Here is a 13,214-nt window from a genome sequence, read left to right as displayed (position 1 = left end):
CAGGCCGACCGTCCTTTCGCCCGTTGACTGACGTCCAACCGTGTCTGCGCCCAACTACCAACGCATCCGTTCCGACCACGCCAGCGAAGTCGCCGAAGACTACGTTGAAGCGATCGCAGACGCGATCGATCGGTCGGGGCAGTGCCGTGCGATCGACTTGGTCCACCATTTCGATGTGACGCATGCAACGGTCAGCAACACCGTTGGTCGACTGCAGCGAGATGGATTTGTGCTGACCAAGCCTTACCAGCCGATCGAACTGACAGCGAAAGGCAAACGCTTGGCAACGCAATCGAGACAACGTCACGAAATTGTCGAACGTTTCTTGCGTAAGCTGGGGATCAGCGAACGGGCAGCGGCGATCGATACCGAGGGGATCGAGCACCATGTCAGTAAAGAAACGCTGTCCGCGATGAAGCACGTGCTGGAACACGGTTGGCCTCAAGAGTAACGCCCGGTGAGTGCTGCTGCGTCAGGGCTGACCTGTCGCAGGCTCCCCGCAGCTGCGGATACCGGCCGGCCAATGCCGCCGGCATTGGGCGCTAGAAGTGGAGGCCGAAGCTCTTGGCGAGCTTCGCTACGGGTGTTGTGGCGGAGGCCGAAGCTCTTGGCGGTTTGTCGATTTTGTGAGCCGTGATCGCGTGAGCGGCCGGGAATCCCCCCCCATGCTCACGGGCGGCGGAGGCCGAAGCTCTTGGCGAGCTTCGCTACGGGTGTTGCGGCAGGCCGAAGCTCTTGGCGGTTTGTCGATTTTGTGAGCCGTGATCGCGTGAGCGGCCGGGAATCCCCCCCATGCCCGCGGCCTCACGGGCTGCGGAGGCCGAAGCTCTTGGCGAGCTTCGCTACGGGTGTTGCGGCAGGCCGAAGCTCTGGGCGGTTTGTCGATTTTGTGAGCCGTGATCGCGTGAGCGGCCGGGAATCCCCCCCATGCCCGCGGGCGGCGGAGGCCGAAGCTCTTGGCGAGCTTCGCTACGGGTGTTGTGGCGGAGGCCGAAGTTCTGGGCGGTTTGTCGATTTTGTGAGCCGTGATCGCGTGAGCGGCCGGGAATCCCCTCCATGCCCGCGGCCTCACAGCCAGCGGCTCACCGTTGCCGTTGAAAGGTCGACTCTATCGACAAACCGTTGGCGAGCTTCGCTACTTTTTGGATGGGTCGACTTCGATGAATTCCAGCGGCTGGGATTCTTTGACATCCGCCACTCGGATTGCGAGTTCGCCAGCCAGGATGCGGCGAAACGTCTTGCCTACGATTTCACCACGCCACCCTTTCAGCAGCGAAGGTTCGGCGTCTTTGTCGCGGCGATCGAGTTCGTAGCCGAGCAGTTCGCGAACGTCTTCGGCATTGCCTACGATCGACGGTGCCAGTTTGTGTTGGCGGCTGATGCAGGCGATCGACGTCGACAAAAACTGACTCAGCATCGGTGACACGACGCGTCGTGTTCCGCGCGGCCGACGTGGCAGGTCCGCATCCGGCGTTGCCAGAGCGGTACCAATCGCTTCGGCGATCGCTTCGTATTGGTCACTGAAACCGCGACGTTCCATGCCTCGAATGCCACGAATTTTTTGCACATCGGTCGATCCCTTGCGGGCCAGTTCGACCAACAAGTCATCTCGCAAAATCCGTTTAGGCAGCCGGTCCAGATCGCGGGCCCGTTCTTCGCGCCACAACCAGATTTGGCGAACGGTTTCGAGTTGTCGCGGATTCAGACCGGAAGCTCCGCTGACCCGTCGCCAATTTTCGCGTGATTCGGCATCGATGACTTTTTGCTGAAAGATCGCTGTTTCTTCTTCCAACCAATCGGCACGTTGAAGGTCTTCGGCCATTTTGGCCAACTGATCGTGCATTTCGAACAGATCGGTGACGTCGTGCAGGGCGTAGGTGATCTGGTCTTTGGTCAATGGGCGCCGATACCAATTCGTGCGGGTTTCGCCCTTGGGCAACGTTTTGCCCACCAACCGCTGGACCAGGGTGCCCAGCGAGGCGGGGTATTCCATCCCCACAAACCCAGCCGCCAATTGGGTATCAAACAGCCCGGCGATCGGTTTCCCGGTGAATCGGATGCAAAAACGGGCTTCTTCGCGAGCCGCGTGTGCGATCACGGTGCGGCCGGGCTCGGTCAACAGATCCCAGAACGCGGAAGTGTCTTTGCATTCCAACGGATCGATAATCGCTAGACGATCGCCGGCCACCACTTGAATCAGGCACAACAGGGGCCGAAACGTGTCTTCGGAGACAAATTCCGTATCAAAACCGATTCGCGGGCATTCCGCGATCTCTTGGCAAAACTGCTGTAGCTGCTCGACCGTATTTATGGACTCGTATTTCAACGTTACGCTTGCTGCTGGATGTCTAATGAAAAATGACGTCTGATGGCGCTTTGAAAGCACGCCCGACTGTAACCACCGCCGCGGCACTCGCCTATCCACATTGACATCAATTGGCTCGCCCAGAGCGGTAATCATGACAATTGAGCAGACTTCTTGCGATCGAGGGCACCACAATTGCCCTTCACCCCCATCTGCCCCTCAATGGCTGGTCAGCCTACGTAGCCAGGACGAACTGCGGATCGCCCTGCAGCACCCGATCGACATCCTGGACTTAAAAGAGCCTCGCAAGGGTCCTCTGGCCGCGGCACCGGCTGAATTGTGGCATGCCGCGATCGCGATGACGGCCGATCTGCCCCAATCGCCCCGATTATCGGCCGCCTTGGGCGAAAGCCAGGAATCGCTGCGGATCGCCAGCGACCTGCCCGCCGAATTCGCCTTCGCAAAAATGGGGCCGAGTGACAGCGTTTCGATGGATCGCCTTTGCCACACTTGGGACCGGGTTCGATCCGAACTGGCGCCATCGATCCAGTTCGTGGCGGTCGCCTACGCGGACCATACCGCAGCATCGTGCCCCGATCCGGTCACGATTTTCCGAGCCGCTAGCCGGGCCGGAATCCAACGATGCTTGATCGACACCTTCGTCAAGGATGGTAAATCGACGCTGGACCATCTGAATCGGGACCAAATCACCGAACTAGCGGAAACCGCCCGCGCGCAGTCGTCATGGTGGGCATTGGCGGGATCCGTCGGCGTCCGACACTTTCCCGTGTTGTCCCAGTGGAACATTGTGCCGGATTGCATCGGCGTTCGCGGCGATGTCTGCGACCAGGACCGAACCAGCGAACTGTCACCGCAGCGAATGCGAGATTGGTCGGCGGCGATGGCACGGTCCTTCCGGCCTGCCGATTGACCAACGGCGACTTCCAATCCCGCAAGTTCACAACCAGCGCACAGCCCAGGCGATCGATAGCAAGCCACAGGCGACCGTGTCGGCAGGCCCCCAGCGGTGGCTGGTCGCTCGCAACCGCAGGTATTCGATCAACCGGCCGGTCGGGCACCCGACCCGGCAGTACGCCATCGGCACCAGCGCCGAAACAGCGATCGTCAGCAATGCCAATCCGATTGATCCCCAACCGGCGATGCGGACCAGATAGGCGTGAAAGGGTTCCCAGGATGCCAGATCCAAGGTCGGCATGGCCAGCAGCGCCAGATAGGCGATCACCAGTGTCACGCCCGGCCCCCAGGTGAGCACGGAATGGGTCCGCCGCGACAATCGCAGGTGCCGACGTGATTTGGGTTTCGGTCGGACCAATTGCTGCAGCGCCCCGTGTGGGCACAGGTGATTGCAGTACGGATTGGCCTTCGTCAGCGGCGGCACCAGCAGTGCAACGGCGGCGATCGCAGCCAACCCCGGCGCCAACCGCCACGCGATCCCCTCGGTCGCCCATCCGGCCACCAATGCCATCGAAACAAGATTGCCCGCCCAAAATCCGATCACGACAACGACCGAAATCAACCACGCCATCCGGCCCCATCGTGACCGAAACCACCCCCATCGACTGGCAATGCCAGCGATCAGCAAGATGCCGATGGTGACGCCATCGGCCATCGTCCAACGCACCCACGGGGCCGCATTCCGCTTGGCCGATTCGCTGGTCATTTTCTGTCGTCGCACCGATTCGGCAGCCGCCGCGACCAGGGTGTCGGCAACCGCCATGCTGGTCATCGTCGCCCCCGAGACGCCTTCGATGCCAGCGGCCTGTGGGTCCAGCCGCGAAAGTTCATCCAGACTTTGCCCTTCGAACCGCTTCCAAAAACTGCGTTCGGTCCGGACGTAATCGACATAGGGTTCGTTATCGAAGGAGTGCCGGATCGCCAATTTTTCGACGCGATCATCCGCACGAAGTCGCAACAGCAGTTCGGTCGGCCCCTGATACCCGATGATTTTGTCGGACAATGGCCCGGTGCGAACCAACCGGCTGGCCGTGTCATCGCTTTGAATCCATTCCTCCCGCTCGTCAGCCGTGATCTCGTCGGGGAACACCAACGATGGTCGATCACCGCCGATTCGCCGCATCACCCCCTGTGCCATCGCCAACGAAGTCAGCGTGGCACCGGACACACCGTCGATACGGACATCACCGCTGGGCCCGCCCCAGGCCCAACCAGCAAACTGGTTCAAGAAACCGGCATCGTCGCGGACCGCCGCCACGTGTTCGGTGGTATCGGCACTGTTCAAGACATCGACCGCCACGATGACCAAGTCGGGGTCGAACAGAATCAGCGCTTCGGTGGGTCCGCGGTACCCGACCACGTCCTGGGCGGTCGGCAATGTCCTAGCGACCGACCCTAGCGTGTTGCCAGCGTCGTCTTGCAATGCCCACAACCCGTGATCGTCATGGTCGCCCAAGGTGACGCGGTCGGCGATTGACCCAGGCTCGGATTGCCCGGATTCAGGCAGCGCCGAATCCAGCAAAACCGAATCGATCAGCAGCAACCGGACCGCATCGATCGGCGGCGGGTCGCCCGAAGCAACCGGCCGCGCGTCTCGAGGCCTTGGAATCGACAACAACAAGGCGCCGACTAAGACCACTCGGGCAGCCTGCATCGATCGTGATCGCCAAGGCTGCCGACGATTGACCTTCGCTGGCATCCCGACGTCGCTCACTTCACCTCAACCAGCGACACCGCATCGACGTGAACGTTCCCATCGGCCTGACCACATTGGACCGTCACGATGACGTCCTGGCCGGCTTGCAAAGGCAACTGATCGACGACCACGTAATCCAGTTCACGATCCTGCCGCTGGTCCACTTGGTGCTGGCGAACCAGATCCCCGTGCTGAATCGCGACGGGTGTGCGGGTGGATCGATTCTCGTGGGCCGAGGTAAAGAAACGCACTTCGTATTGGCCGGATGTTTTTGGTTTCAGCACAAAGGTTGCGGTCGCATCACCGCTGCCCGAAGCGTATCGATAGCCGTAGCCAACGTAACCTTTCAACCCCGCTCCTTCGGTCCATTTGCCAGTGAATTTTGCACTGACGTCATCGACCACGATTCCTTCCAACTTGTCGGTCGATTTGCCAGTCGGTGGTCCCAACGGACCGGCCAAAGGCAACGCATCATCAGGAATCACGATCGGAGCCGAAGGGGTGCTGCGACGCGCTTTGCCGGGTAATTCCAACAACGTCAACAATTCGCCCAGGTGATCGGCGTAGACATCACGGGGGCTGCATTGGTTGATGGCACAAATCGACGCGGCCTTGCCAACGACTTCGCCCATCATCCCACAGGTCTTCATGACGCGTACCGTGCCCAAAGCTTCGTGCGTCACGCTGATGCAACGACCGGCCATGAACAGGTTGTCGATATTGCGGCTATAGAAACACCGGTAGGGGACCGGATATCCGTACGATCGATCGACACGTCGGTCATGAACCGCCTTGGAAATGAACGGATTATCCGGAAACTTGTCGGCGAATTCTTCTTTGGGATAGTGCAGGTCGATCGACCACGTGCTGGGCACACAACCATCGGGAAAATCACGCTTGGCGACCACGTCATCTTGGTTCAGCACGACGTCCCCCATCAAACGTTGACTTTCGCGCGGCCCACCGATGTAAGCCACCCATGTCAAAATCGCATCGGCATGGTCACCGGCACCGTCGCGGTTCTTCATCGCGTTGAAGGCACCGAACACGGCGCGAAGGTTCCAGTCGCGGATCGCTTCGGCGCCGCCGAGAGCATCCTTGTCAAAACCGCTTTCCCAGAACCATTGGCCATGGTGATCGCGTGGATAGGGAAAGTCTTCCATGTTCAGGTCAAGTGCCCAAGGCGTTTTGGGGAATTGCGTCGGCGAACCGGCTTCGTCCCAAGCCCACATGTTGCTCATCCCCATCCGGCCACCTTTCGCCATTTCCATATCGGCACCTGCCCAGCCCCCCAGCCAGCCATGACCGGTACAGTCCACGAAGTAGTTGCCCAAGATCTTCACTTCCTGGCCACTGCGAGTATCCAGAGCCGAGATGGATTGGATCTTTTGGCCATCCATTTCGGCAGCGTAGGCGTGGTGGTTCAGCAGCAGATCGATATTCGGTTCAGCCCGCACCACGGACTCTTTCAGATCGTCACCAAATTCTTCGTAGGTGCCCGGGGACTTTTTCGCGTTATCGGCGAACTCTTCGATGATCTCACCAATCCGAGGAAACTTGCCTCGGCGGATGTTGCCCATCGCCCAAACTCGCACCTCGCTGGATCCGTTTCCGCCCAGGACCGGACGGTCTTGCACCAATGCAACGCGGCAGCCCATTCGAGCGGCCGACAGCGCGGCTCCCATTCCCGAATACCCGCCACCGACGACCACCAAGTCGTACGGCCCACGGCTACGCGGTTGGCTGGGCAAACCGAGTTGCCCGCGTCGCCAATCCGACAATACACCGCTGGCATCCGGCGGCTCGGTCGCCAAGTCGGTCGTGAGGTACAAACAATCGCAACGTCCGTTGAATCCGGTCAAATCGTGCAATCGCAGGCTGGTCGTTCCGGCATCCAGATTGACGGTTCCGCCATCGTGCCATCCCCAATCATCGCCCTGGGTGCCAAAGGTTTCGTCCAGCGGCAATTCACCGATCACCACTTGGAATTTGCCTGGTGAAGGTTGGGCGCCCCATCGTGCGACCCAATCAAAGGTGCGAACCCAGACTCGATATTTCCCCGCTTGGTCGACCTGAATCTTGGTCGTCGCGTCGTCCACGGGCTGGCCCAAACCGTGGGCCAACAGGTAGGGCGACCCCATTTGTTGGATGAACTGGGTATCCAGTTTCCAGCCGCCCAGATCCTCGAAACTTTCGGTTTCCACAAAGATTTCTGCAGCCGACAGTCGTGGACACATCAGAATCAATGCGAACAGGGTTATCCAAGTCGTTTTTGACATCGGGCCAGGGTACCTAAAAATCGTCGGTGAGAAATGTCGTGTGGATCACGCATTGTAACCACTTCCACCACCTTCGATGAAGCACCTTTTTCACTTCAGCGGGCGGCGCCCGTGATGGCTGCGAATTTCGTTGACCAACGTGAAAGCCGCCGGGTGTGACTTCATCAGATTGACGATGCTGGTCGTCGAAACTTTCCAGATTTTGGCAACCGCACTGGGCTGCCCGCCGCTGGCGTGCAGATCGTCCAGCAATAGCGACAGGACAACGGGCCGATCGGGATGGGTGTCACGAAATTTCAACGGATGGCCGCGGTATCGTTGGCGAAATTCCGCCGCCGGCGGGCTGGCTGGAATTTCCAAAACCGATGGACTGCGTCGCTGGACGGCCAATCGGAAACGCAACCGCGACAACGCCACCGATCGGTTGTCCGCCTGGCTCCGTCGTTCGGTCGCCTCGGCCGTCACCCCGGTCGGTTCGTGATGCAGGAAAACACCTGAACTGGTCTTATTGCGATGTTGGCCACCGGGACCGCTACGGCGTTGGAAACGCAGGTCACACTGCGTCAGCAGCGCATCGTCATCCAACCATACCGGATGGACTCCGTCGACCATCGACACCGGCATTCGATCATCCGGTGACGGCAATTCAGGCGTATCGTCGGCTGGCGACGATGAACTACTCGCCATTCCAACCCTTCCATTTTTGCCATGCATCGCCCGCCAAACTTTGGTTGGGCAATCGCACCACCGCGCGACATTGACTGCCAAGCATCGCCATCACCTGATCGCTGTCGACCATCGGCAGCGGACAGAGCACTTCGAATCCGCCACGTCGGACGGTGGATCCAGCATCCGAATCGATCGACGAAACCGATTCGATCCACGAATCAATCACTTCATCGGGCCTCGCTGCGATCGTCATCCGCACCGCGGATCGCAATCGAATGTGGTTGCGATCTCTGGCGTCGACTTGCAGCACGGCATGCAGTTGACCGTCGGGACTGATTCGGCACCAAGCTTTGGATGACGTGGAAAGGGTGCCCACATAATCGGCCAGCATCATCGTTCCACGAAGCGAATCGTTAGGCAGCGTCGGTTCGGCCGGCAACACCATTCCGCTGACCGGGGCTCGCACGTCATTCTTGTCAGCGCGGATTTGAATCGACGCCAACTTCTTGTTCCAATGAACGACCTCGGCATCAGCCACCCCCGACCGCGATCCGCCACTGCCGGCGCCGTTTGATATTTCGAATCTTCGGGAGATCCAACTGATCGCCTCGGCTTCGCGAATTTTTCCGCGCAGCGACGCCAGGTCGATCTTCATCCGATCATCACTTAGCAGAGCGAGTGTCGTGCCGGAATGGACATGGTCCCCCAATCCGCAGTTGACGTCGGCGACGATTGAATCGACTGGCAAAAACACCTGCACCGCCTCGACGGCATCCACGTGACCGATCGCACTTCGATACCGGGGCAGCGGCATTCCAACCAACATCAACGACAACGCAGCACCACCGATCAAGATCCCTCCACGGCGGACGGAAGAGACTCCGCCCCAATCGCCGCGACCGATGATCGCCGCAGCCCAAGTCCTCGCCGTTCGGAAAAGCATCATAGTGGCAGCAACAGCCAACAACGCGATCATCGCCGATCGCAAATGAATTCGATCGGCCAGCGCCAATCCCATCGACGCGATCGCGACCAGCACGACCAACCGATACAGCGTCGATGCTGCGTGATAGAGCGCCAAGCATCCTGTACGCACGCCGCCGCTGAATCGAATTCGATAACCGGGTCCGGCGATCGGAGCCACCACCCAGGCACGAAAAGCGCTACGCGCTTCGCTGCGCAGGTTCACGCTGCCGATCCAATCGGACAACACAAAGTAGCCGTCGTATCGCATCAGCGGATTGGCATTGAACACCAGCGTGCTGATGCCGCATACGAACATCAAATTGAACGCATACCAAGCCACCGATGGATCCCGTGCGGCCAACCAAACGAATGTCGCGATCGACGCGATGATCAGTTCGACATAGATCCCCGCCAACATCACGGATGCACGACGCCATGCCGATGGTTGTCTTGCCGTATCGGAAACATCACAAAAAGGGCAGGGCATTCCACATAACAACAGCACGCCGACCGAACCACATCGCGATCCCACTCGGCGGCACATCACCGCGTGCGCCAGTTCGTGAATCACTTTCGTGGCGACGAAGAATCCGCCCAGCACGATGGGATTGGCCTGGGCGAAAAAGTTTCCCAAGGAATCGAACGACGCCATCCACTGCTGTCGATGACTGATCACCAATGCGAAGGCAAACAGGATCGTGGTGGCCCAAAACATGACAGCCCTGCGGCCGAACAACCACCCGGTAACACCCGCTAGATGCTGGGCAACGGTATCGATCGACCCGATTGTCAGTCGAACGTACAGCGGCGAAAACTTGGTGGACTTGGCTTCCGATCGATGGCGGGTCCAACCCACCTGACGCGCCTGTTGCCATTCGTCTTCGGTCGCGGTACCACTGCACAGCGACTGCCACAGATCATTGGACACTCGCGTGAATCGGCCACTGATTTCGTCGACCACGATGCGGACACCGCGATGGGATCCGTCGACCACCATGCTGGTCAAATCATGACGCAGCACCGGACGATCCGATCGTTTTGCAGCGCTTGCCGATCGATCGTTTGGAAAATCGCTTTGATGCGCCGTGGCCGGACTCGCGTTCATCGGGTCCCCGATGCGGACTGGCGCCGCGAAACAGAGACGGAGGGATACACCGTCATCTGAACATCGGTTCCGGGACGCAACAGCCATTGACCGTGGTTGTCACCGCGTTGAACGTTGGCGATTTCTGCGTGCAACCGAAAACGTCCGCCTGAAAACGATTGTGGATCAACCGACAGCACGGTGCCACGCAGGGACACTTCGCGACCATCGACGTCGTCTTTCCAGGTGACACTGACAGGCAACCCTTTGCACAGCGCGGGAGCAAGTTGGCGACTATTGACGAAAGCGTGGATATGCAATCGGTCCATGCGTCCGACGGTCGCAATCGTTTCCCCCTTGTTGACCCATTCGCCGACCGACTTTGCGACGTCCAAGACGACACCGCTAATCGGGCTTTGGGCTTCCATGTTTTCTAGTTGATTGTCCAGTAGCGACAACTCGGCGCCAAACAGCGCCTGGTTGGTGAGTGCCTTGCCTTGATCCAGCTCGGCCTGTCGAACTTCCAGTTTTTGCAGCTCGACGCCGAGTCTCAATTTTCGGATCTCGGCCCGTGCGACAGCGCCACGAAACTCGTTCTGCATCGAAGTTTTGGTTTCCAATTCCGCGACAGCATATTCCAATGCCTTTTCGGCTCGCTGGATATCGATTTGGTTGGCAGCGTCCCTTTCAGCTGAATCATAGCGAGCCTTCGCCGATCGCCGTTCGATCTGCAGCGAATGACTGTGCAGCCGAGCGATCGGGCTGTCGGCTTCGATCGAATCGTTTTGGCGAACAAAGATTTCAGCCAAGGGACCACTTTCGAGCGCTGGAACATCCACTTCGCTTGCGAAGCGGACAACACTGTCGTCGACTTGGACACCCGCGTTATCCTGCGATGTCACCGACGACGAAACGGTCAAACAGATCCACACAGCCAAGGTTGGCAACATTCGATTCATGACGATTCTCGTGATTCAGAGGATGCACCCGCCAAATACAACCGCGTGGTGTCGCGGATCGCGTGATACAGATCTTGGAACAATACGTACGCCGCCGGTTGGTATCCGCAGCGGAACATCGCACGCGCCGGAGCACCGGATGGATTGCGGTTTTGGCGTGGATCTAAAATCGACGCGCCGTCGCCAGCGTTCAGTTGCAGCAAGGTCGCCGTGGCCGGAAACGATTCACCCTCGACCATCACCGCCGGACCAATCCGCACTAACGACGCTTGCATGATGTGCCCCGGATCCGAATCCAGCGACACTTGCGCGACCACTTTGGATTCCCCAGGCTGGCCCACGGTGGATCCATCCGACGCGGTCACCGTGGACGGTTGGGGCGACGCCGATGATGAGGCATGTTGCAGATGGGCGACCCGGTTCTGAGGCACTCTGGCCTCAACCCACCACTTCGAATCGGCCGCGATCACTCGCATCAAGGCGTCGCCGCGCGCGACCGGACGCGATTGCAGTTGCGATTCAATCTGCCATGCATCGACGACCCCGTCACGGTCTGCAGTCACGACAAGAGATTTCTGGACCATCCGCAGCAGTTCCAGGCGTTCATTCGCGGACGCGATTTTCTCGGCGACCAAAGTGACATCGCTTTGCGTTTTTTCAATCTGCTGTGAGTTGGCGGACGAAGCGTCTGCCATCGCGCGAGTGAACCTTCGCTCCTGTTGGTACAGGATGCCCAATTCACTTATCAACGACCCGATTTCTTCGTCCAGCAAATCATCCGACAAGGTCAACAAGGTTTGTCCTTGGACGACGGCGTCTCCATGGCGGACGACGATCGAATCCACGGTCGCATTGCGCGGTGCGAAAACCATCTGCGCATCGGCCGGTCGAATAACCGCCGGGGCATCAATCACCAGCGGGATTGGAAACACAGCGGCGACCGTCAACACCGTCGCCAACGACCCCCAAGCCAAACATCGCCGGATCGGCGAAGCAGCGGTCGACCACCAAGTCCAGGTTGCACCGGCGCGTCTTCCATGCACCGGATCGATATTCCGCATCGCCAAATCGGCGTGTGTCGCAAACCGCACCCATTGGTCGCGAAATTCGTCGGTGATGGCAGGCTGCCCACTGACCTGCATCCCCACCAAACGGTAGTCCGCTGAATCTTTGGCAGAGTCCACGGCGGCGGCGATCGCGCGTACAGAGAGTTTTCCGTCCTGGGCCGCGTCGGCACCCGATTCCTTGGGCGTCGATGTCGAATCGAACCAACGACACCCGTCGGCATTCAATTCAAAATCAGCGACTTGGCGAAGCTGCTGTGCGGCCGCGGATTTCTGGTCGATCGCATGAACATGGCTGACCGCAATCAATTCAGGCGATGCATGGTGTTTGTTGGCCGCTGGGAACTTCAGCAGCCCGACCCGGTCAAAACCAAATCCGTCGGCGGCACCATCGACGATCAAACCACCTAGTTTTTGGCGGTCGTTGCAGCGGTGCATTTGAGCGGTCAGATCGTCGACCATCGAAGCCACGGATTCGCGACGCCGCAGAGATCGCAGTTGGTCGGCACGTAAAAATTCGCCCGCCAAGTCGGCCATCTGAGCGACAAAACGCAGATAACCTCGCTGAGTTGCGACACCGCCACCGGGTTCCAGAAAGACTTCGAAAATGTAGTCCGATCCCGCAAGCGATCCGTCCCCATCGATCGGCACCAGTGCCGCGGGCGTTTCGGTCGGATTGCTTGGTACGTCGGGGTCGACTGCGCCCGGTGTCGCGGGCACCACCACCGGTGATCCCTCCGCACCGATTTCGGCCAACAAACGTTCGTGGGCTGGGCGGCATTCGTCGGCGATCGAACGATCGGTGACTCGTCCGATCCGATGCACACAGCGATAGGCAAGCGAATCGCAGGCCGAATCACGCTGCCAAAACACGACCCCTTCGGCGGCCATCGCGCGTAGAGTCCGGTCCGCCAACAGGGAAACGAACTGAGCCTGCGACCGGTCGCTGCGAACCGCCGCCGCGACTTCACGCACGATCTCTGCGATCTCGCGTCGAGTTTCGCCGACCACATCGACCGATCGATCTGCCGCATCGGCGCGAGCCGAGGGCTGAAAGACAAACGGCTGACTAGCGGTGGCCGAACTCACAGGAAAACCAACACCGATTTCGGGGGACATGGGCAATCAAAGGCACCGACGTCCCCACTTCGGCGGACGTCGACTTCGATGCCATATCAAATCATCCCCTCGGATGACAACTCCGTTTTCGGCTGCGA

The 13,214-nt window shown here is 59.5% G+C and carries 9 protein-coding genes; 2 read left to right on the top strand and 7 right to left on the bottom strand.

Annotation, left to right across the window (positions count from 1 at the left end; translation table 11 throughout):
* Positions 1-40 precede the first annotated feature (40 nt).
* Positions 41-451, top strand: coding sequence for a manganese-binding transcriptional regulator MntR (gene mntR / locus K227x_RS07945; RefSeq protein WP_145169018.1), 411 nt, complete (start codon positions 41-43; stop codon positions 449-451).
* A gap of 684 nt (positions 452-1,135) precedes the next feature.
* On the opposite strand, the gene K227x_RS07940 is transcribed toward mntR, so the two are convergent.
* Positions 1,136-2,326: a ribonuclease D gene (locus tag K227x_RS07940; RefSeq protein WP_145169017.1), complete on the bottom strand. Its 1,191-nt coding sequence runs from the start codon at positions 2,324-2,326 to the stop codon at positions 1,136-1,138.
* 133 nt (positions 2,327-2,459) lie between these two features.
* Here K227x_RS07940 and K227x_RS07935 point away from each other — a divergent pair, with 133 nt between their 5' ends.
* Positions 2,460-3,236 (top strand): (5-formylfuran-3-yl)methyl phosphate synthase, encoded by a 777-nt coding sequence (locus K227x_RS07935; RefSeq protein ID WP_145169016.1) that lies wholly within the window; start codon positions 2,460-2,462, stop codon positions 3,234-3,236.
* A 27-nt stretch (positions 3,237-3,263) separates the two neighbouring features.
* Here K227x_RS07935 and K227x_RS07930 read toward each other — a convergent pair whose 3' ends face one another.
* The 6 genes from K227x_RS07930 to K227x_RS07905 form a co-directional block, all read right to left on the bottom strand.
* The gene (locus K227x_RS07930) at positions 3,264-4,934 is read right to left on the bottom strand and encodes an FMN-binding protein (RefSeq protein WP_218933848.1); all 1,671 of its coding nucleotides are present in this window, start codon (positions 4,932-4,934) and stop codon (positions 3,264-3,266) included.
* Between the two features lie 56 nt (positions 4,935-4,990).
* Positions 4,991-7,255, bottom strand: coding sequence for an FAD-dependent oxidoreductase (locus tag K227x_RS07925; RefSeq protein WP_145169014.1), 2,265 nt, complete (start codon positions 7,253-7,255; stop codon positions 4,991-4,993).
* Between the two features lie 90 nt (positions 7,256-7,345).
* Complete coding sequence (locus K227x_RS07920) at positions 7,346-7,942, bottom strand: peptide chain release factor family protein (protein WP_246146664.1); 597 nt, start codon at positions 7,940-7,942, stop codon at positions 7,346-7,348.
* Positions 7,932-9,911 (bottom strand): zinc metalloprotease, encoded by a 1,980-nt coding sequence (locus K227x_RS07915; RefSeq protein ID WP_218933847.1) that lies wholly within the window; start codon positions 9,909-9,911, stop codon positions 7,932-7,934. Before K227x_RS07915 ends, K227x_RS07920 begins: the two co-directional genes overlap by 11 nt.
* Positions 9,912-9,991: 80 nt before the next feature.
* Entirely contained in the window at positions 9,992-10,933 is a 942-nt protein-coding gene (locus tag K227x_RS07910) for an efflux RND transporter periplasmic adaptor subunit (RefSeq protein WP_145169012.1), read from the bottom strand.
* Positions 10,930-13,086: an efflux RND transporter periplasmic adaptor subunit gene (locus K227x_RS07905; protein WP_218933846.1), complete on the bottom strand. Its 2,157-nt coding sequence runs from the start codon at positions 13,084-13,086 to the stop codon at positions 10,930-10,932. Before K227x_RS07905 ends, K227x_RS07910 begins: the two co-directional genes overlap by 4 nt.
* Positions 13,087-13,214: the final 128 nt, after the last annotated feature.

The organism is Rubripirellula lacrimiformis (genome assembly GCF_007741535.1).
GTDB classification, from domain to species: domain Bacteria; phylum Planctomycetota; class Planctomycetia; order Pirellulales; family Pirellulaceae; genus Rubripirellula; species Rubripirellula lacrimiformis.
Note: the sequence above shows the minus strand (reverse complement) of the source record. Positions and strands in the feature narration are given on the sequence as shown.